We start from the raw sequence: 20,100 nt of genomic DNA, 5'->3' as shown, positions 1-20,100 counted from the left end.
TTCGCATTTTTCCTTGATGGCGGAAGAAATGAAGGTTGAAGCATTTCTTAAGCGAGATGGAGTTTGTGAGCCTTTTTTAATTGCGATATCGGAGCCAATTAATTCGGTTGATTCTGACGATTTTTACTGTGTTGTCCATATGTCTTGCATCTTAAAGAAAGACGTCAAAATTTTAGGCGTTGATGCAGGTCAAGCAACTGAATTGGCGATCGAATTTGCCAAATCCATGGTGGGCGATGTGAAAATTGTTGATGAGGATGGAGTTGCCATTAACCTTTGATGCAAGAATTAATTGGGAAAATCCGCCAGCATTTAGCTGGCGGATTCTCGTTATCGGCGATCCAAGTGGGCCTCCTCGGTAATTATTCATCGAATGGTTTAGTGCTGACGTACTATCTCGCTTGTAATGCCGCTACGGCCTGCTCAAGATGGATTCATTAATTTCAACATGCTTATTCATAAAACCAGAGTAGTCATGAAATGAAGCGACTGATCGCATGCTTACTGAAGCCGCGGAGCAAAGGGGGACGGTCGTACGTCAAATAGATGGCATGAAGAAGTTGGGAATGTCTTGTGAATCTATGAAGGATATTTTAATTAAGCCCGGTATCAATGAGGCTGTCTTCCCTAATCATTGGCAGGTAGGCATGTACCAGGCCTTCTTCAACGCAATCAATTGATAGTGATCCAGTCGGCGCAGCTGTGCCGGGTCATGAAGGTATCTCATTCGCTTCCGAGGGGGCGCCAACGACCGACTTGCGCCGATTGGCCACCAACTCCGCGGCTTGCCGCACCGGATCGTCCTCGGTATGTACGTAGCGCATGAACATCGCCACAGTCTTGTGTGCGGTCAGTGCCATGCCGACCTTGACTGGCACCCCGAATTGGCGATGTCCGTGGCTGAACGATGGCGAATGCCGTGCGTGCCGACATTCGCCGCACTCGCGCAGGGGTGAACGCTTTTCGGGCGGAGAACGGGCTGTCACTTCGGCTGAGACCACGCTTCGCTTGCATGCACCGCATCCCAGACTTAGGCGTGTTGGGGACGAGCCGGGGCCCGGCCTACCACGCCCAATGTGAACGCTCCGCTTTCTTTCACTTCGCCGAAAGGAGTGCGAAAGACAGCGTGCCTAGGCTCTGCCCCCATCAGCCGGAGAGCCACCTTGCGCGCCCAATGGAACATCCTTTGCGATTTTGACGGTACCGTGTCCCTGCAGGACGTGACCGACAGCCTGCTCGAGCACCTCGGACGCCCCGGTTGGCAGGAACTGGAGGACGACTGGGTCGCCGGTCGGATCGGCGCCCGCGAGTGCATGAGCAAGCAGGTCGCGCTGCTCGACGGCGACGTCGATGCGCTGCACCGGGTGCTGGATGCGGTGCGGATCGACCCGGCCTTCGTGCGCTTCGTGGCGCTGGCCGAACGCCTGGGCATCCCGCTGAGCATCGTCAGCGACGGCCTGGACTACGGCATCGCCCGGATCCTGGCCCGCCACGGCCTGCACCACCTGCCGATCATCGCCAACCGCCTGCTGCGCACCGACGCGGGCGAATGGCGCATGGCCTCGCCGCATGCGCGCCCGGACTGCCCCAGCGGCACCTGCAAGTGCGCGGTCATGGCGCAGCAGCCGCCAGAGCGCGCCACCTTGCTGATCGGCGACGGCCGTTCCGATTTCTGCCTGGCCGGCAAGGCCGACCTGGTGTTCGCCAAGGACGGGCTGCTGCGCCATTGCCGCGCCAACGGGATCGCCCATTGCGCGATCACCGGTTTCGACGACGCCATCGCCCTGCTGCCCGACCTGGCGGTGCCGGCGACCACCACCGTGTCCTTCCCGCTTCCCGTCACCCAACGAGCCTGATCCCGATGAACCGGAATGTTTCGCTTTCCTCGCTCGCACCGCTGCATGGCGATGCCGCGCCCGATCCGGAGGCGCTGCTGCGCACCGGTGCCGACCACCAGCGCGCGCTGAGCGATGCGCAGATGCTGGCCGACGAGTCCCAGTACTGCTCCTACGGCGACACCGTGCACTACAGCGAGCCGCCGCGCATCTTCGGCCGCTGCGACGGCAGCTACCTGTACGACACCGAAGAGGTGCCGTACCTGGACCTGCAGATGTGGTACTCGGCGGTCAACTTCGGCTACGCCAATCCGCGCCTGAACCAGGCGCTGACCCGCCAGATCGAGACCCTGCCGCAGGTCGCCAGCCAGTACCTGCACCCGACCAAGATCGAGCTGGCCAAGACCATCGCGGTCGACGCCGAGCGCAAGTGGGGCCGCAAGGGCCGCGTGCACTTCAACGTCGGCGGCGCGCAGTCGGTGGAAGACTCGCTGAAGCTGGTGCGCAACGCCAGCGCCGGCAAGAGCCTGGTGTTCGCCTTCGAAGGCGGCTACCACGGCCGTACCCTCGGTGCCTCGGCGATCACCTCGTCGTACCGCTACCGCCGCCGCTTCGGTCATTTCGACCGCGCCCAGTTCATCGAATTCCCGTACCACTTCCGCGGCCCCAAGGGCATGTCCAAGGAAGAGTACGGCGAGCAGTGCGTGGCCAAGTTCGAGCGCCTGTTCGAGACCGAGTACAACGGCGTGTGGGATCCCAAGGCCGGGCAGTGCGAGTACGCGGCGTTCTACGTCGAGCCGATCCAGGGCACCGGCGGCTACGTGATCCCGCCGCCGAACTTCTTCACCGGCCTGAAGCGGGTGCTGGACAAGTACGGCATCCTGATGGTGGTGGACGAAATCCAGATGGGCTTCTTCCGCACCGGCAAGCTGTGGGCGATCGAGCATTTCGGCGTGACCCCGGACGTGCTGGTGTTCGGCAAGGCGCTGACCAACGGCCTGAACCCGCTGGCCGGCATCTGGGCGCGCGAGGAGCTGATCAACCCGACCGTGTTCCCGCCGGGTTCGACCCACTCCACCTTCGCTTCCAACCCGCTGGGCACCGCGGTCGGCCTGGAAACCATGCGCATGCTGGCCGAGACCGACTACGAGTCGATGGTGATGGCCAAGGGCGCGCACTTCCTGGACGGCCTGCGCGACCTGCAGAAGCGCCACCCGGAAATCGGCGACGTCGACGGCCTGGGCCTGGCCCTGCGTGCGGAAATCTGCCAGGCGGACGGCTTCACGCCGAACCGCAAGCTGCTCGACACCATGGTCGACATGGGCCTGGAAGGCGAGTTGCGCCACAACGGCAAGCGCATCGGCCTGATCCTGGACGTGGGCGGTTACTACAAGAACGTGATCACGCTGGCGCCGTCGCTGCACATCAGCCACGAAGAGATCGACCTGGGCCTGTCCTTGCTGGACCAGTTGCTGACCCGCGCCAAGCAGGTCGCATGAGCCGGGCGGGAGACGACGCGCGCGGTTCGCGTTGCCTCCCGCCGTTGTTTGCGGCGGCGGGCGCTTCAGCCCGCCGCGCGCAGCGCGATCACCGCATTGAGTCCGCCGAAGGCGAAGGAATTGCTCAGCACCGCCTGCACCTGGCGGGCGCGCGCCTGGTTGGGCACGTAGTCCAGATCGCATTCGGGATCGGCATCGAAGAAGTTGGCCGTGGGCGGCACCACCTGCTCGCGCAGCGCGCCGATCGCCGCCACCAGTTCCAGCGCGCCGGCCGCGCCGAGCGCATGGCCGTGCACCGCCTTGGTCGAGCTGACCGCCAGCGCCTCGGCGTGCGCACCGAACACCTGACGCAGTGCCTGGGTTTCGCAGCGATCGTTGGCCTGCGTGCCGGTGCCGTGGGCGTTGACGTAATCGATCTGTTCCGGCGCCAGGCCGGCGTCCTGCAGCGCCAGGCGCATCGCCGTGGCGGCGCCGTCGACGCTGGGCGCGACGATGTCGCCGGCATCGGAACTCATGCCGAACCCCGCCAGTTCCGCCAGCGGCAGCGCGCCGCGGGCGGCCGCGTGCTCGGCGCTTTCCAGCACGAACATGCCGGCGCCTTCGCCCAGCACCAGGCCGCTGCGCTGCGCGCAGAACGGCCGGCAGGTGTCGTCGCTGACCACCCGCATCGCTTCCCAGGCGCGGATCAGCGGCAGGCTCAGGCAGGCTTCGCTGCCGCCAGCGATGGCCACGTCGGCCAAGCCATGGCGGACCATCAGCGCGGCCTGGGCGAAGGCGTGATTGGCCGAGGCGCAGGCGCTGGAGACGGCGAAGGCCGGGCCGCGCAGGCCGAAGGCGATGCTGATCTGGCTGGCCGGCGCATTGGCCATGCTGCGCACGATGGTCAGCGGATGCAGGCGTTCGGCCTGGTCGCGGTACAGCCGGCGCGATTGTTCGTCGCGGCTGAGTTCGGCGCCGACGCCGGTGCCGACCACCACCGCGCAGCGCGCGCCGAGCGCGGCATCGCCGTGCGGCAGGCCGGCCTGGGCGATCGCCTCGCGGGCGGCGACCAGCGCCATCTGGGTCATGCGATCGAGTTGGCCGGGGGCAATGCCGCCGGTCTGCGTGGCATCCGGAGCGAACCCTTGCAGGGTCGCGGCCACGCGCATCTTCAACGTGCTGAGCGGATCGGGCGAGGGCAGGGCGGCGATGCCGCTGCGGCCCTCGCGCATCGCGCTCCACAGCGCCTCGGCGCCCAGGCCGAGCGCGCTGACCGCGCCCATGCCGGTGACCACGACGCGCCGCGCGTGCGGGGAGGCGCCCATGGCGCGTCAGTGCGCCGGTTGCGCCGCGCCGGCCGCCGCCTTGGCCGCCAGCGCGTCCTCGACCGCCTGCACCAGCTTGCCGAGCGAACCGTCGTCCAGGTTCGGGTCGCGCTGCGGGAAGGTGATGTCGAAGTGTTCTTCGATGTCGAACAGGATTTCGATGGCCTCGAGCGAATCCACGCCCAGGTCCTGCAGCTTGGCATCGGGGGTCAGGCGCGCCGGGTCGATCTCGCCATGCTTGGCGACGATGCTGTGGATTTGCGACTCGATGGACGGGGTCATGGCAGTGCTCCGCGAAATGAAGGGCCACCGTGCGGCGCCCGCCGCCGGTGGATCGCACGCTGCGGCCTGGGCCGCAGCATCCATTCTCCACGCTAGACGATCAATCTTGCAGATGCCTTTCGTCAACCAACTCGAGCCGCAGGCCTTGCAGCGGCAGTTCCTGCAGCACCCGCCAGCCGGTTTCCTGATCCAGCCCCTGGAGCACGGGGTGCCGGCCTTCGAGGCCGATTTCGACCTACTCACCACCGCCGAACCCGCGCTGCGCGCGAAGGTGGCGCGGCTGCCGCTACAGCGGCTGTGGCAGCGCCTGCTGCGGCCGCGCACCAGCTTCGTCGGCAGCACCGTGAGCGAGTACGCCTGGCTGCCGCGCGCGGCCGACCCGGTGCAGTTGCCGCGGCAGTGGCGTACGCAACTGGGCCGGCGCCGCGCACTGATGATCGTCAAGGACGTGCCGCAGCGCTCGCCGCTGCTGGATGAGGCCGACAACGCCTGGGCGCAGGCGTTCCTGGACGCCTGCGAGCGCAACGGCTACGTGCTGCTGCGCGGGCAGGCGCTGGCCTGGGTGCCGATCGACTTCGCCTCCACTGACGAGTACCTGGCGCGGCTCTCACGCGGGCGCCGGCGCAACATCCGCCGCAAGCTGCGCTCGCGCGCCGATCTGGAGATCGAGGTGCTGCCGACCGGCCCGGCCTTCGCCGATCCGGCGCTGCGCGCGCACTGCTATGCGCTGTACCAGGAGGTGTACGCGCAGAGCGAGATCCATTTCGACCTGCTGACCGAGCCGTTCTTCGACGCGCTGCTGACCGACGCCGACTCGGGCGGGCAGGTATTCGTGTATCGGCACCAGGGCCGCATCATCGGCTGGAACCTGTGCTACGTGCACGAGGGCCGGCTGCTCGACAAGTACATCGGCCTGCACTACCCGGATGCACGCGACCACAACCTGTACGCGCTGAGCTGGATCGAGAACCTCGACTATGCCTGCCGCCATGGCCTCATCGCCTACGTCGCCGGCTGGACCGATCCGGAGGTGAAGGCCCAGCTCGGCGCCAGCTTCACCTACACCTGGCATGCGGTGTACCTGCGCAATCCGTTGCTGCGCGCCGTGCTGCGGCGGCTGCGGCCGCTGTTCGAATCCGACGACGTCGGGTCGGCCGCCGATACCGCCGAGGAGGACTGAGATGCGCACCCCGGTCCTGCTCGATCTCGATGATTCGCTGGGCGCCGTGCCCGATGCCGTGCGCCTGCCGTTGCGCGACTGGTGCGATGGTCTGCGCTTCGCCTGCTCGATGGCGCGGCTGCGCCGCTTCGGCGCGGCGCTGGAGCAGGCGCTGCCGGCGCAGTACGGCACCGTGCTGCTGGGCAGCGGCGATTTCCATCACCTGAGCCTGCCGTTGATCGTACGCCTGGCGCAGCGCGCGCAGGCGCCGTTGCGGGTGGTGGTGTTCGACAACCATCCGGACAACATGCGCTTCCCGTTCGGCGTGCACTGCGGCTCGTGGGTGCGCCGCATCGCCGCGCTGCCGCAGGTGGCGCAGGTCGAGGTGGCCGGCATCACCTCCGGCGACGTCGGCCCTGGCCATGCCTGGGAAAACCACCTGTTGCCGCTGTACCGCGGCAAGCTGCGCTACTGGTGCAGCGGCGTGGACGTGGGCTGGGCGCGGCGGCTGGGCCTGGGCCAGGCGGTGCGCGGCTTCGACAGCGTGAGCGAACTGAGCGACGCCTTCGTCGAGCACTTGCGGCGCACGCCGATGCCGACCTATCTGTCGTTGGACAAGGACGTGCTGGATCCGCAGGACGTGCGCACCAACTGGGACCAGGGCCAACTGCGCGTGCCGCAGTTGCTGCAGGCGATCGAGGCGCTGCGCGGGCAGGTGTGCGGCAGCGACATCACCGGCGAAGTCTCGCTGGCCCATTACCCGCAATGGTGGAAGCGAAAACTGGCGGCGCTGGATGCGCAACCCGAACCGTCGCCGACGGATCTGGCGGCGTGGCAGGCGCAGCAGCACGCGTTGAACCTGCGGCTGCTCGCGGCGCTGGACGCGGCCAGCGTCGGCTAGCGCGGCCCGTTTCTGTGGGCGCGGCTTCAACCGCGAGGGCATGACCGGTATCGCTTCTCGCGGATGAAGCCGCGCCTGCAGGATTTTGTCGTCGTTACGACCGGCGCGTTGTCATCGCGACGCTGGCGAAGTCGCATGTCGCCCGATCAAGCGCTCGGCGCAGCGGCGTGCACCAGGTCGACATCCAGCGGCGCCGGCCCGACCGCGCCGGCGCAGGCCGCCTGCAGCGTGGCCACGATGGTCTCGAAGCGCGCCTCGTCCAGCCAGGGGCTGTTGCTGATGCTCAGGCAGCGTGCGGCGAAGTCGCTGGCGTTGGGCATCGGCGTGCTTTCGACGATGCCGTCCAGGTAGTCGTAGTCGGGCAGGGCATGCACGAACGGCACCGCCACGCCGAGTCCGCGCGGCCACAGCGCACCCAGCACCGATTCGCGTGCGGCCGCATCGGGCAGCAGCACCATCAGGATCGGCCAGCTGCCCTGGGCGCCGGGGGTATCGGCGATCACGCTCAGGCCGGGGATGCCGGCCAGGCGTGCGCTGCGGCGCCGGCCCTGTTCGCGGATCTGCGCAAGAAATGCCGGCCAGCGGGCGCTGGCGCGCACGCCCACGCCTTCGCGCCAGGCGCCGACCGCGTGCTGGGCGATGGCCGTGCCGAAGCGGTCGCCGGCCGCGCCGATGCGGTCGCCGCGGCGCAGCGCGCGGCGCACCGGTGCGCCGTACGCCCAGCGCAGCGGCTGCGGCCGGTACAGCGCGGCGTAGCCGAGCAGTTCCAGGCTGCGCCGCAGTTCCCAGCGCCAGTCGCGCTGGCCCAGGCGCGCGGCGGTGTCGGCCAGACTGCGCTGCAGCGGCGCATGCCGCGACATCAGCAGCCCGCCTTCGTACAGCGTGAGTCCCTTGCCGGCGGCCAGGCTGCAGAAGCCGATGTCGCCGCCGAGGCCGGCCGGGCGGCCGTCGGGATGCACGCCGCCCAGCGCCTGCGCCGCGTCCTCGATCAGCAGCGCGCCGCAGCCTTCGGCGGCGCGGCGCAGCGGTGCCAGGTCGATCAGACGCCCGCCCAGATGGGTGGCGATGATGGCCAGGGTGTCGCTGCCGCAGCGCTGCGCCAGCTGCACCGGGTCCAGTTCCAGCGAGCCGGGCAGCAGATCGCACAGCACCAGTTGCAGGCCGCAGTGCGCCACCGCCAGCGCCACCAGCGGGCAGGTATAGGCCGACACCAGCACCTGCCGGCGCCGGTTGGCCGCGGTCAGGGTGCGCAGGGCCACGATCAGCGCGGCGGTGCCCGAGCAGGTCAGCAGGGCCTGCGGCAGGCCGAGCGCGCTGGCCAGGCGTTCGCGCGGCCGGCCTGGCCACAGGTCGCCCCACTGCAGCGGCAGGCCGGCGGTCGGTGGGATTTCAGTGCGCATCGGCGGGATCCGCGCGCTCGCCGATCGCCAGGCAGACGATGCCGCCGACGATCAGCGCCGCGCCCAGCGCCTGCAACAGGCCGATGTGTTCGTTGAACCACCAGGCCGACAGCAGCATCACGCTGACCACTTCCAGGTGCGAGGCGGCGAACGCCGGGCCGATCGGCGCGTGCTCGAGCAGCTTCATCCAGGTGAAGAAGGCGCCGATGTAGCCGAGCAGCGCCGCGTACAGCCATGGGCTGCCGAGCAGGCGCAGCACCCAGGCCAGTTCGGCCTGCGGCGGGAACGCGTGCGTGCCGGCCAGCTTGAAGCCGATCTGCGCCAGGGTGTCGAAGCTCAGCAGCAGGGCGAAGCCCACCGCATAGCGATGCAGCGGCGGCCGGCTCATGAGCCCAGCCCCACCACGGCCACGCCGGCGCTGACCAGGCAGATGCCGGCCACCTGCATGCGCCCCAGGCGTTCGCCGAACAGCCAGCGCCCGGCCAGCATGATCGCCACGATGTTGATCGAGCCCAGCAGCACGCCGCGGCCCAGCGGCACCAGCGACAGGAACGCGGTCCAGGCGAGGAATTCGAGCACGTAGCAGGCCACGCCGAACCACAGCTGCGGCTGCCGCGCCATGCGCTGCCAGCGCGCCATGCCGGTGCCCTGCGGGTGGCTGGCCACGTACTTGAAGGCCAATTGGCCGGCGGTGTCGAGCGCCACCGTCGCCAGCCAGATGCCCACTACCGAGCCGGTCATCGCCATCAGGCGGCGGCCTGCTGCGGCGCGCACAGGGCGGCGAAGAATTGCGCCAGGCGCGCGCCGAGCACGCGGCGTTCGCGGTCCAGGGTGATCATGTGATAGCTGTCGTGCAGCAGCAGCAGCTCCGTCGGCCCGGACACGTTGGCGATCACCAGCCGCGCATTGCGCAGGTCGGCGATGTCGTCCTCGGTCGCGTGCGCGACCAGGCATGGCGCGACGACCTTGGGCAGGTCGCGGCGCACCTCGCGCGCGAGCAGGTACATCTCGGCCAGGGCGTGCCAGGGGTTGCCGGGCAGGCCTGCGGCGCTGCTGTCGCCGCCGAGCATCGCGCTGCTGATTTGGGCGCGGATGCGCTCGTCGCGCAGGCCGTACGGCGGCTCTTCCAGGAACATGCGGCGCTTGCCGATGCCCAGGCGCTTGAACCACGGCAGCAGGAACGCCAGCCGCGCGCGCTTGGGGATGTTCCAGCCGTCGTAGCGGAAGGTGGCGCCGAGCACGCCGACCCCGTCCACCCATTGCGGACGCTCCTGCGCCAGGCGCAGCGCCAGTACCGCGCCCATCGACAGCCCGGCCACGAACAGCCGGTCGACCTGTGGGCGCATGCGCGCGGCCGCCGCCTCGACGCTGGCGTACCAGTCGCGCCAGTTGGTGGCGAGCAGGTCGTCCTCGTCGCCGCAGTGGCCGGCCAGCTGCACGCCATGGACGCTGAAGCCTTCGCGGTTCAGGCTCTTGCCGAGCAGGCGCATTTCGCTGGGCGTGCCGGTCAGGCCATGGATCAGCAGCACGCCATTGCGGCCGCCTTCGAAGTGGAACTCGGCAGATTGGATCATGTGAATGGGCGCGGCTGCGCAGTCTCGGCAATCCGTGCAGGGTCGCCGCTGCGCGTTTCAGCAGCCTTTCGCCGCTGCGGCGGCGTGCAAGCTCAATGCTTGGCCGCGGCCTGGTTGCGGAAGCGCACCAGCACGCGCTGGCCCAGGCGCAGGGTCGAGGGCTGGGTGAAGGCCAGCACGCAGGCCACGCTGCGGTCGTTGCCGGCGGGCGTGGCGTCGTCGTGCAACTGGGTCGGGCCGTAGGCCGGCGCCAGCCAACGCACCACCGCCTGGCCGAGCACGGTCTGGCGTCCGTCGTCGCTGATGACCTCGGCGGCCATGCCCGGGGTGACGCTGCCGGCATAGCTTTCGTTCAATTCGGCGCGGACCAGGCGCGGCGCGTCCGGCAGCAGGGTCAGCAGCGGCGCGTTGGCCTCGCTGCGCGCGCCGACCGCGGCCGACAGCTGCAGGACGCGGCCGGCGACCGGCGCCTGCAGCCGGTACTGCGCGCGCTGCAGTTCGGCCGCGCGCACCTGCGCGTCGGCCAGCGCCGCGTCGCTGCGTGCGGTGTCCAGCGCGTCGGCCAGGCTCTGTACCGCGTCGCTGGCATCGTCTGCGGTCTGCCCGTCGCCGGCGCCCAGGCGCGCGGCCTCGGCCAGCCGCCGCTGCTTCTGCTGGGCGCTTTGCAGGCGCTGCTGCAGTTGTTTCAGGTGGGTCGCAGCGGCCTGCGCGCGGGTACGGGCGATGTCCAGCTCGACCGCGGCGGCGCGGTCGTCGCCGGCGACCAGCACGGCGCCTTTCTGCACCGCGTCGCCCTCGTGTACCGGTACCTCGCGCAGGGTCGCGGCGACCGGCAGGCCGAGCTTGAGCACGCCGCCTTCCACATCGATGCGGCCGCGCGCCACCGCCAGGTAGGCAGGGGGGGCGGCCGGCGCCGGGGCCGGCGTGCGGTCCGAGGGCGCGCATGCGGCCAGCAGCAGGCTCAGCAGGGGCGCGGCGGCGAACGCTTTCATGGTGCGGGATTCCGTGAGGGCAGGGGCGAGGGCGGCGCGTTGACGCGGCGGTCGTCGAGGATGCGGCCGTCCTCCATCGACAGCACGCGGTCGGCATGGCGGATCAGGCGCGGGTCGTGGCTCACGCACAGCACCATGGTGTTGTGGCGGCGCGCAATGCGGTGCAGCAGGTCGATCACGATCTGGCCGTTGCCGGCGTCCAGCGCGCTGGTGGGTTCGTCGGCGAACAGCAGCGCCGGGTGCTTGGCCAGCGCGCGGGCGATCGCCACGCGCTGCTTCTCGCCGCCGGACAGTTCGGCCGGGCGCAGGTGCTGGCGGTGGGCGATGCCGACCTCGGCCAGCGCTTCCTCTGCACGGCTGCGCACTTCGGCCGGGGCCAGGCCCATGTACTGCAGCGGCAGCCGCACCTGGTCCAGCGCGCACAGCGCCGGGAACAGGTTGAAGCCCTGGAAGATGAAGCCGGTGTGGCGCAGGCGGAACTGCTCCAGCGCGGTGGCGCCGAGCGCGCCCAGTTCCTCGCCCAGCGCCAGCACCCGGCCGGCGTCGGCGCGCTGCAGGCCGCTGAGGATCGACAGCAGGGTGCTCTTGCCGCAGCCCGACGGGCCGGAGATCAGGGTCAGCTCGCCCGGCCACACCTGCAGTTCCACGTCGCGCAGCACCGGCGTGCGCAGGCTGCCGGAGACGAAGCTCTTGCACAGTCCGCTGCCGCTGAGGGTGGCGGCGGCCGGATGCAGCGCGGCGGGGGCGACGATGCGGCTCATCTCAGCAGCAACGCCGGATCGGCGCGGCGCAGCCCGCGCAGCGCGGCGAGGGCCGAGACCACGGTCAGCAGCATCACCGCACACACGCACAGGCCCCAGCCGCTGGCGTTGAACGCCACCGGCACGTCGTGCGCGCGGGCCAGCGCGACCAGCGCCGCGCCCAGCGCGCTGGCGCCGATCAGGCCCAGCGCACCGACCCAGGCGGCCTGTTCCAGCACCACCCAGCGCAGGTTGCGCATGCTCACGCCCAGCGCGTTGAGCGTGGCGTACTCGCGCGCGGCGCCGAGCACGGTGCCGAGCAGGGTCTGACTGGTGATGGCCACGCCGACCAGCAGCACGATGCCGCCGAGGAACAGCACGCCGGAGCCGGCGCCGGTGTCGAACATCCAGAACAGGATGCTGCGCCGGGCGAAATCGTCGGCGCTCCAGGCTTCCACGCGCGGTCGCGTGACCGCGCTGTCGATCGCCTGCGCCACCGCCTGCGGGTCGGCGCCGGGGCGCAGCCTGGCCACCATGTAGGTCGGCCAGTCCGGATGCGCGGTGTCGCTGTTGAGCGCGCGCGCGGTGTCCAGCGAGGCCACCACGTTGACCCCGCCCAGCGCGCGCAGGCCGCGGCCGACTCCGATCACCCGCACGCGATGACCATTGATGCGCGCGCTGCTGCCGACGCCGACGCCGAGCTTGTCCAGTTCCGCGCGGTCCACCACCACGGTGTCCGGTTCGCGCAGCGCCGCGCGCAGGGCGGGGCTGAGCAGACGGGAGAACATCAGCCCGCCGTCGCGGGTGTCGATGCCGGAGATGTAGACCGACACCGCGCCGGTGTCGCCGGGGCCGCGCCAGTCGCCGTCGAACCAGATGAACGGCTCGACCTGCGCCACCCGCGGGTCCAGGTACAGCGGCGCGGCCGCGTCCGGATCGATGGCGCGGCCCTGGTCCACGCTCTGCGTGCCGGGATAGCCCAGCCACAGGTCGGCATCGGAGCCGGACACATAGACGCTGGCGCTGCCGAAGATGCCCAGCACCAGTGCGGTCTGCAGCAGCAGCAACAGGCTGGCGAAGCCCACCGACACCACCACCGGCAGGAAGCGGCGCCACTCGTAGCGCAGGGTCTGGCGGGCCAGCGCGACCATCAGGGCTGCGCGCCTTCGTGGTTGCTGACGGCGCCGGTGCCGGGGATCGGCGCAGTGGCGCTGCCCAGTGCGGTGTGCAGGGCGACGTAGGCCAGGTCGCGCTGGCGCTGCGCTTCCAGCAGTTCCAGGGCGGCCTGGTCGCGCGCGGCCTGTTGCGTGGCCACGTCCAGGTCGCTGCCCAGGCCCAGCCGCCGGCGCTGCTGCGCGACCTCGCTGGCCTGCTGCTGTGCCTGCAGCACCTGCTGCTGGGTCTCGACGTTGCGCCGCTGCTGTTCCAGTGCGGTCAGCGCGTCCTCGACCTCGTTGACTGCCTCCAGCACGGTCTGCCGGTAGGCCAGGGTGGCCGCTTCCAGCAGGTCGCCGCGCGCCTTGGCCTTGGCATGGCGGATGCCCCAGTCGAACAGCGGAATGTCGATCACCGGGCCGAACGAGGCGATGCCGTGGGTGGCGGTGCGGCGATGGCTCAGCAGGGTGGTCGACCAGCGGATCGAACCGCCCAGGCCGATGCTGCCGTACTGATCGGCGCGGGCCAGATCCAGCGCGCCGGCCGCGCTCAGCACCTCGGCTTCGCGCGTGGCGATGTCCGGGCGCCGGCGCAGCAGGTCGGCCGGGACGCTGTCGACCGCGGCGATCTGCAACGCCGTCGGCGCGGCGCTGGCCGCGGCCGTGCTCCATGCCGGGTCGGGCGTGTCGCGGCCCAGCAGCACCGCCAGGCGCCGCGCGGCTGCGGCGGCGGCATCGCGCGGCTCGTCCAGGGCGGTTTGCGCCTGCAGTGCGGCAGCCTGCGCCTGCGCCGCGGAAGCCGGCGTGGCCAGATGCAGGTCGACCAGCGTCGCCTGCAGGGTCGCCTGGCGCTGGCGGGCGGCGACGACATCCTGCTGCAGCCGCTCCGCCTGCTGCGCGTGGCGCAGGTCGATCCAGTTGCGGGTCACCTCGGCGATGGTCGCCGCGCGTACCTGCGCCAGGTCGGCCTGGGCATTGTCCAGATCGCCGCGGGCCATGCGCCGGGTCGCCTCGCCGCGGCCGAACAGCGGCAACTCCCATTCCGAGTCGAGCCCGACCACCAGGAACGAGGCGCTGGCGTCGGGATCGATCGGGTCGAGGGTGCGCGCACGCAGCTGCGGGCGTTGCGATGCGCCGGCCACGGTATCCAGGCGCCGCGCCGCGCGCAGCTTGGCCAGTGCCTGGCCGACGTTGAGGTCGTCGCGCAGCGCCTGCGCGACCAGCGCATCGAGCTGCGGGTCGTGGAAGTCCTGCCACCAGGCCGTGCCGGGTGGGCGCGGGACCGCGGCCTGCGGCGTCGGGCTGCTCCATCGCGCGGGCAGCGACTGTTGCGGCAGGTCCGGCAACGGCGTGCTGGCGCAGCCGGCCAGGGCCAGCGCGGCGGCCAGCGTCAGCACGCTGGCCGGGCGGATCCGGATCCGGCTCATGCCTGCGGCTCCGCGCCGGCCGGCAGGTCCAGCTCCGCACGCAGGCCACCCAGCGCCGAGCGCCGGTAGCGCAGCGTGGCGTGGTGGCGGGCGGCGATGTTGGCGACGATCGCCAGGCCCAGGCCGGTGCCGCCTTCGGGCGCGTCCGGGGCGCGGAAGAAGCGCTCGCCCAGGCGCGGCAGCAGGGCCTCGTCGATGCCGCTGCCGGCGTCGTCCACGGCCAGGCGCACGGACAGCGGATCGCGCCGCAGGCTGACCGTGACCACACGGCCGGCGGCGTGGCGGAACGCGTTGTCCAGCAGGTTGTCGAGCAGTTCGCGCAGCGCATAGGCGTCGGCGGCGACCCAGGCCGCAGCCGCGTCGTCGTCGCCGCCGTCGTAGCCCAGGTCCACGCCGGCGTGCAGGGCGTCGGGGATGCGCTCGGCCAGCGCCTGCGGCAGCCATTGCGCCAGATCCAGCGGCAGCAGCGGGCGGATGCTCTCGCGCGGGGCCTGGGTGCGGGTCAGCGCCAGCAGCTGGGTGGAGGTGCGGGTGGCGCGGTCGGTCAGCTGGCGGATGTGCTGCAGCGCCTGCGCGGTGTCTTCCGGGCGCTGGCTGGCCTGGGCGCGCTGCACGTGCATGCTCAGCCCGGCCAGCGGCGTGCGCAGTTGATGCGCGGCGTCGGCGAGGAAGCGTTCCTGCAGCGCCATCATGTGCTTGAGGCGGCCGAGCAGGCCGTCGATGGCCTGGGTCAGCGGCACGATCTCCACCGGGATGTCGGGACCGGACACCGGGCTGAGGTCGCGCTGGCTGTCGTCGAGCCGCCGCACCGCCGGCTCCAGCATGCGCAGGCCGACCCGCACGCCGTGCCAGACCAGCACCAGCAGCGAGCAGGTGAGCAGCAGTTCGGTCGGCAGCATCAATACCAGGATCTCGCGGGCGCGGCGGTGACGGTCGTCCAGGGTCTCGGCCACCGACACGGTGAGCCAGTCGCCCGGTTCCAGCGCCGAGGGCAGCAACAGGCTGGCCACACGCACCGGCACGCCGTTGTCCATGCGGTCGTCGTACAGCATCACCCGGCCGACTTCGGCCGGATCCGGATGCGCCGGAATCGGCTGGGTGCTGCCGCTGATCACCCCGTGGCGGCGGCTGTCGAGCTTGAAGAACACCCGGCCGTCGCTGCTGTACTCCAGCAGTTGCCGCGCCTGCAGGGTCAGCGGCATGCGCTCGCCGGGGTCGTTGACCGCATTGGCCAGGCCCTGCGTGTCCTCCTTCAGGTCCATGTCGTGGACGTGATTGGTGTACTTGAGCATCAGCAGGTAGAACAGCGCCGACACCACCAGCATCAGCAGCATGGTCGGAATCAGCAGGAACGCCAGCAGTCGCTGGCGCAGGCTGGGGTGGCGGTATGCCGGCGACTGCGCGGCCGCGGTCGCGCTCACTGCGGCAGCTGTGCGTGGTCGGCGGCCGGTGAGGCGGCGCGCGACTCCTCCAGCAGATAGCCCAGGCCGCGGATGGTCCGGATGCCGACGCCGGCGCCGTGCAGTTTGCGCCGCAGGCGGTGCATGGAGATGTCCAGGCCGTTGTCGGTGATTTCGTGCTGCCAGTCGCACAGCGCTTCGGTCAGCTGGCTGCGGCTGACCACGCGACCGCTGCGCAGCAGCAGGGTCTCCAGCAGCGCGAACTCGCGCGCGGTCAGGTCCAGCGGCTGGTCCTGCAGCCACACCCGGCGCCCGGCCAGGTTGATGCGCAGTTGCCCCAGCACCAGTTCCGGCACGCCGCCGCTGCTGCTGCGACGCAGGAGCGCGCGGGTGCGGGCGAGGAACTCGGACAGTTCGAAGGGCTTGATCAGGTAGTCGTCGGCGCCCTGGTCGAGCGCGTGGATGCGGTCTTCCACGGCATCGCGCGCCGTCACCACCAGCACCGGGATCTCGTCGCGGCGCGCGCGCAGGCGCTGCAGTACCTGTAGACCGTCGCGGCGCGGCAGGCCCAGGTCCAGTACCAGCAGTTGATAGCTTTCGCTACCGAGCGCGCGCTCGGCGGCGGCACCGTCGCCGACATGGTCCACTACGTGGCCGCACTCGGCGAGCGAGTCGCGCAATGCAACGGCAATGGACGTATCGTCTTCGGCGACCAGGATGCGCATGATGCGAAATGCTTGCAACGGGGATGTGGGAAAACCGTCGTAATCGGCGGCGGCGAAGTCACTACGTTCACATACGTCGATGTAGCTTCGATGGAGTGTGTATCCAGATTCTGCGATGCGGTGATGACCATTATCATCCATGACATCGCTGCGCGCTCGCCGGTCCTGACCCCGCCGGGTAGGAAAAACCCTATAGCCGGCCGCGGCATCCGCCGATCCTCACGCCCCCGGGTCCGCGGCATCATGAACGGGTCGGCAACGTCACCGCTCCCGCGCCAGGGAGACGGCTCGCACGGAATCGAACGGATCTCGATTCGCCGGCCACGTTTCGCTCCCGCAGGCGCCGACGGATCGGCGCAGCGCCACTGCGATCGGAATCGAAGGGAAGAAAACGCACGAGGCCCCGGCATGCCGGGGCCTCGTGCGTTCAACGTGCCGCTATCGAGAGTGAATCATGTCGGCATCTGCGCGGATGGGTCGGTCTGCACTGATGCTGTCAGCGTCAGACCGCGCGCCGCGTCTGCACGCAAACTTTCAGGCCGCAGTCCGCCCGCCTTTGCGAATCCCCAATCCCGACTCCCGAATCCCGGCCCCTCAGAGCGCCCAGTCCAGCCGCAACCCGGCCACCAAGGCATTGGGCAGGTCGCGGGTACGGGCCGGCTCGTTGAACTGGTCCGGGTGCACGATGTAGTGCAGGTTCGGGGCGATGCGCAGTTGCGGGGTCACCTGGATGCCGTAGCTCAGCTCCATCATGGTCTGGGACCGGTGCGGGGTGCCGCTGCCGCCGGCCGCGGCGCGGGCCAGGCGCAGGTCTTCCAGGGCGTCGTCGCTGTAGTGCTGCTGGGTGACGACGAAGGCGATGTTGTCCTGCGGGCGGCTGGCGAAGGTGCCGCGCTGGACCAGGCCCAACTCCAGGAAATGGTCTTCGATCAACTGCCCGGAGGTGCCCTTGAGCACCGAGCCGAACAGCACCAGCCCGCGATTGCTGTCCGGATCGGGGCGGGTGACCTGCTGTTCGAAGCGGAAGAACGCGCCGGAACGGCCGCTGCGGGTGGCGTAGTCCAGCCCGCTCAGCCGCGCCGGGTTGCCGTTGCGGTCGTTGAGCGGATCGCGGTAGTCCGAATTGTCCTGCCAGCCGCCGAGTTCGTACATCGCCGGCAGGCGCGCGCCGCTGGCCTGGGTGCTGTAGCCGATCGCATAGGGCACGATCACGCCGGTGCGGTCGTTGGTGCTCCAGTTGAGGCCGTGCTGGCCGCGTTCGGCCTGGATCGGGTTGACCTCGTAGGCGCCGACGTGGACGTAGACGTTCGGGGTCACCCAGGCTTTGGCATGCGCGGCCCAGCTGGACACCGGCCAGTAGGTGAAGTTGCTGGTGCGGAACACGAAGGTCGGGTTGCCGCAGGCCGAGTTGCCCTGGAAGTAGCCGCACAGCTCCGAGCCAAGGAAGTGGATGTTGGCCACGCTGCGGCCGGCCTCCAGTTCCAGGCGGTCGTTGAACAGCTTCTGGTCGATGGTGAAATTGGCCAGGCGCGTGCCCTGGCCGCCGTAGATTTCCTGCACCGAGGTGCTGTTGCCGATGTTGCCGTTGGCCAGGTTGGTGCCGTGGCGGTTGATGCCGTAGACCTTCAGCGTGGCGCCGTTCCAGCCCATCAGCCGTTGCAGGTCCACGTCGGTGCCGAACATCAGCTGCCCGGCGTAGGCGCTGCCCTCATGCTTGCCGCCGTCCAGCGACACCGCGCCTTCGCCGGTGTAGGCGAGCTTGAGCTTGAAGGCGTCGCTGGCGTCCTGGGCATGGGCCAGCGGTGCGGCGAGCGCCAGCGCCAGGGTGGCCAGGGGCAGGGACGAGACGAGGGGACGGGACATGGCAGAACTCCTCAGCAGGGAAAGGCCGGCGCGCCGCCAGCGGCGACGGGGGGAGGGGCATCGCGTGGCGACGCGCCGGCGCATGGACGGGATCAGGCGAGAACCGGCTTCTTCAGCACCCGCAGCGCCACCGCGGTGACCACGGTGCCGGCGAGCAGCGCCACCAGGTACATGCCCAGGTGGCTGACCGCGTTGGGGATCGGCAGCACGAACACACCGCCGTGCGGCACCTTCAGCTCGGCGCCGGCGGCCATCGAGATGGCGCCGGCCAGCGCCGAGCCGAGCATCAGCGCGGGGATGGTGCGCAGCGGATCGCGTGCGGCGTACGGGATCGCGCCTTCGGTGACGAAGGCCAGGCCGAGCACGCCGGTGGCGGCGCTGCTGCCGCGCTCGTCCTGGGTGAAGCGGCTGCGGAACACCCAGGTGGCCAGGGCGATGCCCAGCGGCGGGGTCATGCCGGCGACCATCGCCGCGGCCATCGGCGTGTACACCTGGCTGGCGATCAGGCCGGTGGAGAAGGCATAGGCGGCCTTGTTGACCGGCCCGCCCATGTCGAAGGCCATCATCGCGCCCAGCAGCAGGCCCAGCAGCACCGCGCTGCTGCCCTGCATGCCGCGCAGCCATTCGGTGAGCCAGGCCAGCAGCTCGGCCACCGGCTGGCCGACCACGTAGAGCATGGCCAGGCCGACCAGCAGGGTGCCCAGCACCGGCAGGATCAGCACCGGCTTCAGGCCCTCGAGCGTGCGCGGCAGCTTGATCGCCCGGTTCAGCGCGGCCACGCCGTAGCCGGCGATGAACCCGGCCAGGATGCCGCCGATGAAGCCGGCGCCGAGGTTGGCCGCGACCATGCCGCCGATCATGCCGGGTGCGATGCCGGGGCGGTCGGCGATGGAGTAGGCGATGTAGCCGGCCAGGGCGGGCACCATCAGGGTGAAGCCGGCCTTGGCGCCGATCTGGAACAGCGACCAGGCCAGGGTGCCCTTGTGCGCGTCGTCGAAGGCGTAGATGCCGCCGAGCGCGAACGCCAGCGCGATCAGCAGGCCGCCGGCGGTGACGAACGGCAGCATGAACGACACGCCGGTCATCAGGTGCTTGTACGGGCCGGCGGAGCGGCCGCCCTGGGCCTTGGCCGGGGCGCTGCCGCCATTGCCGGCGGCGTGCACGCTGGCCTCGGCCAGGGCCTTGCGGATCAGTGCCGGGCCGTCGTTGATCGCCGGCTTGGTGCCGCTCTTGAACAGGCGCTTGCCGCCGAAGCGGCCGAGGTCGACCTCGCGGTCGGCGGCGATCAGCACCAGGTCGGCGGCGGCGATCTCCTCGGCGCTGAGCGCGTCCTGCGCGCCGACCGAGCCCTGGGTTTCCACCCGGATCTGGTGGCCCAGCGCCTTGGCCGCCTGCTGCAGGCCCTCGGCGGCCATGAAGGTGTGGGCGATGCCGGTGGGGCAGGAGGTGATGGCGACAATGCGCTTGCCGGCGCCCTCGGTGCCGCCGACAGCGGCCGCGCCGGCGGTGGCGGTGGCCGCGGTCAGCAGCGGCGCCAGCACCGCGCCGGCATCGGCCAGCACCGCGTCCAGGCTGCTGCGCTGCGCGCTGCGGCCGGCGAAGCGGGCGGCATCGACGTCGCCGTCGCCGACCAGCAGCAGCGGCGCGGCGGTGGGAGCGGCGGCCAGGTCCAGCGGGGCGATCACGCCCTGCGGCGTGCGCACCTCGGCCTGCAGCGTCGCACCCCGCAGCGTGGCGGCATGGCGCAGCGCTTCGGCGGCGAGGACGGCTTCGGTACTGCGATCGCCGGCGGCGATCACCACGAGGATCGGATTCATGCGGGCTCCCGATGAGCGCAAGAGGACG

Annotated in this window: 19 protein-coding genes and 1 pseudogene; 5 read left to right on the top strand and 15 right to left on the bottom strand. The window is 70.3% G+C overall.

Annotated elements, in window-relative coordinates:
• The first annotated feature begins 16 nt into the window (after nt 1–16).
• A complete protein-coding gene (locus tag SLW56_RS17050) occupies nt 17–280 on the top strand; it encodes a hypothetical protein (protein WP_320695214.1) in 264 nt (87 codons plus the stop codon).
• 430 nt (nt 281–710) lie between these two features.
• On the opposite strand, the pseudogene SLW56_RS17045 reads toward SLW56_RS17050, so the two are convergent.
• Nucleotides 711–934: pseudogene (locus tag SLW56_RS17045) on the bottom strand (tyrosine-type recombinase/integrase); the annotation flags it as partial.
• A gap of 229 nt (nt 935–1,163) precedes the next feature.
• Here SLW56_RS17045 and SLW56_RS17040 point away from each other — a divergent pair.
• Together SLW56_RS17040 and SLW56_RS17035 are read left to right on the top strand one after the other, a co-directional pair.
• A complete protein-coding gene (locus tag SLW56_RS17040; RefSeq protein WP_026143941.1) occupies nt 1,164–1,856 on the top strand; it encodes an MtnX-like HAD-IB family phosphatase in 693 nt (230 codons plus the stop codon).
• 122 nt (nt 1,857–1,978) lie between these two features.
• Nucleotides 1,979–3,334, top strand: a complete 1,356-nt coding sequence (locus tag SLW56_RS17035) for an aminotransferase class III-fold pyridoxal phosphate-dependent enzyme (RefSeq protein ID WP_198526533.1) — start codon at nt 1,979–1,981, stop codon at nt 3,332–3,334.
• Nucleotides 3,335–3,399: 65 nt separating this feature from the next.
• Here the strand turns inward: SLW56_RS17035 and SLW56_RS17030 are convergent, their stop codons facing one another.
• Nucleotides 3,400–4,638: a beta-ketoacyl-[acyl-carrier-protein] synthase family protein gene (locus tag SLW56_RS17030; protein WP_295935473.1), complete on the bottom strand. Its 1,239-nt coding sequence runs from the start codon at nt 4,636–4,638 to the stop codon at nt 3,400–3,402.
• A gap of 6 nt (nt 4,639–4,644) precedes the next feature.
• Nucleotides 4,645–4,920 carry an acyl carrier protein gene (locus SLW56_RS17025; protein ID WP_010342598.1) on the bottom strand — a complete coding sequence of 92 codons (276 nt, stop codon included), beginning with the start codon at nt 4,918–4,920 and terminating at the stop codon, nt 4,645–4,647.
• A 112-nt stretch (nt 4,921–5,032) separates the two neighbouring features.
• Here SLW56_RS17025 and SLW56_RS17020 point away from each other — a divergent pair, with 112 nt between their 5' ends.
• Together SLW56_RS17020 and SLW56_RS17015 are read left to right on the top strand one after the other, a co-directional pair.
• Nucleotides 5,033–6,100, top strand: coding sequence for a GNAT family N-acetyltransferase (locus SLW56_RS17020; RefSeq protein WP_320695213.1), 1,068 nt, complete (start codon nt 5,033–5,035; stop codon nt 6,098–6,100).
• A gap of 1 nt (nt 6,101) precedes the next feature.
• Complete coding sequence (locus tag SLW56_RS17015; RefSeq protein WP_320695212.1) at nt 6,102–6,980, top strand: arginase family protein; 879 nt, start codon at nt 6,102–6,104, stop codon at nt 6,978–6,980.
• Nucleotides 6,981–7,126: 146 nt separating this feature from the next.
• On the opposite strand, the gene SLW56_RS17010 is transcribed toward SLW56_RS17015, so the two are convergent.
• The 12 genes from SLW56_RS17010 to SLW56_RS16955 all read right to left on the bottom strand — a co-directional run bounded on the left by SLW56_RS17010 (nt 7,127) and on the right by SLW56_RS16955 (nt 20,072).
• Nucleotides 7,127–8,380, bottom strand: a complete 1,254-nt coding sequence (locus SLW56_RS17010) for a DegT/DnrJ/EryC1/StrS family aminotransferase (RefSeq protein ID WP_320695211.1) — start codon at nt 8,378–8,380, stop codon at nt 7,127–7,129.
• Nucleotides 8,370–8,768, bottom strand: coding sequence for an EamA family transporter (locus SLW56_RS17005; RefSeq protein WP_017914161.1), 399 nt, complete (start codon nt 8,766–8,768; stop codon nt 8,370–8,372). The genes SLW56_RS17010 and SLW56_RS17005 overlap by 11 nt, the downstream gene beginning before the upstream one ends.
• Nucleotides 8,765–9,127 carry an EamA family transporter gene (locus SLW56_RS17000; protein WP_017914162.1) on the bottom strand — a complete coding sequence of 121 codons (363 nt, stop codon included), beginning with the start codon at nt 9,125–9,127 and terminating at the stop codon, nt 8,765–8,767. The genes SLW56_RS17005 and SLW56_RS17000 overlap by 4 nt, the downstream gene beginning before the upstream one ends.
• Nucleotides 9,127–9,954: an alpha/beta fold hydrolase gene (locus SLW56_RS16995; RefSeq protein WP_267084262.1), complete on the bottom strand. Its 828-nt coding sequence runs from the start codon at nt 9,952–9,954 to the stop codon at nt 9,127–9,129. The genes SLW56_RS17000 and SLW56_RS16995 overlap by 1 nt, the downstream gene beginning before the upstream one ends.
• A 92-nt stretch (nt 9,955–10,046) precedes the next feature.
• Nucleotides 10,047–10,946, bottom strand: coding sequence for an HlyD family efflux transporter periplasmic adaptor subunit (locus SLW56_RS16990; RefSeq protein ID WP_267084263.1), 900 nt, complete (start codon nt 10,944–10,946; stop codon nt 10,047–10,049).
• Nucleotides 10,943–11,707 (bottom strand): ABC transporter ATP-binding protein, encoded by a 765-nt coding sequence (locus SLW56_RS16985; RefSeq protein ID WP_017910965.1) that lies wholly within the window; start codon nt 11,705–11,707, stop codon nt 10,943–10,945. The genes SLW56_RS16990 and SLW56_RS16985 overlap by 4 nt, the downstream gene beginning before the upstream one ends.
• Nucleotides 11,704–12,837 (bottom strand): ABC transporter permease, encoded by a 1,134-nt coding sequence (locus SLW56_RS16980; protein WP_267099401.1) that lies wholly within the window; start codon nt 12,835–12,837, stop codon nt 11,704–11,706. The genes SLW56_RS16985 and SLW56_RS16980 overlap by 4 nt, the downstream gene beginning before the upstream one ends.
• Complete coding sequence (locus SLW56_RS16975; protein ID WP_267084264.1) at nt 12,837–14,267, bottom strand: efflux transporter outer membrane subunit; 1,431 nt, start codon at nt 14,265–14,267, stop codon at nt 12,837–12,839. The genes SLW56_RS16980 and SLW56_RS16975 overlap by 1 nt, the downstream gene beginning before the upstream one ends.
• Nucleotides 14,264–15,688: a sensor histidine kinase gene (locus SLW56_RS16970; protein ID WP_152181110.1), complete on the bottom strand. Its 1,425-nt coding sequence runs from the start codon at nt 15,686–15,688 to the stop codon at nt 14,264–14,266. The genes SLW56_RS16975 and SLW56_RS16970 overlap by 4 nt, the downstream gene beginning before the upstream one ends.
• The gene (locus SLW56_RS16965; RefSeq protein ID WP_017912289.1) at nt 15,685–16,392 is read right to left on the bottom strand and encodes a response regulator transcription factor; all 708 of its coding nucleotides are present in this window, start codon (nt 16,390–16,392) and stop codon (nt 15,685–15,687) included. The genes SLW56_RS16970 and SLW56_RS16965 overlap by 4 nt, the downstream gene beginning before the upstream one ends.
• Before the next feature lie 594 nt (nt 16,393–16,986).
• Nucleotides 16,987–18,255 carry a carbohydrate porin gene (locus SLW56_RS16960; RefSeq protein ID WP_043095805.1) on the bottom strand — a complete coding sequence of 423 codons (1,269 nt, stop codon included), beginning with the start codon at nt 18,253–18,255 and terminating at the stop codon, nt 16,987–16,989.
• Between the two features lie 92 nt (nt 18,256–18,347).
• A complete protein-coding gene (locus SLW56_RS16955) occupies nt 18,348–20,072 on the bottom strand; it encodes a fructose-specific PTS transporter subunit EIIC (protein ID WP_267099404.1) in 1,725 nt (574 codons plus the stop codon).
• Nucleotides 20,073–20,100: the final 28 nt, after the last annotated feature.

The sequence above is a fragment of the Xanthomonas sp. LF07-6 genome (assembly GCF_034105445.1).
In the GTDB taxonomy this organism is placed as follows: Bacteria; Pseudomonadota; Gammaproteobacteria; order Xanthomonadales; family Xanthomonadaceae; genus Xanthomonas_A; species Xanthomonas_A sontii.
Note: the sequence above shows the minus strand (reverse complement) of the source record. Positions and strands in the feature narration are given on the sequence as shown.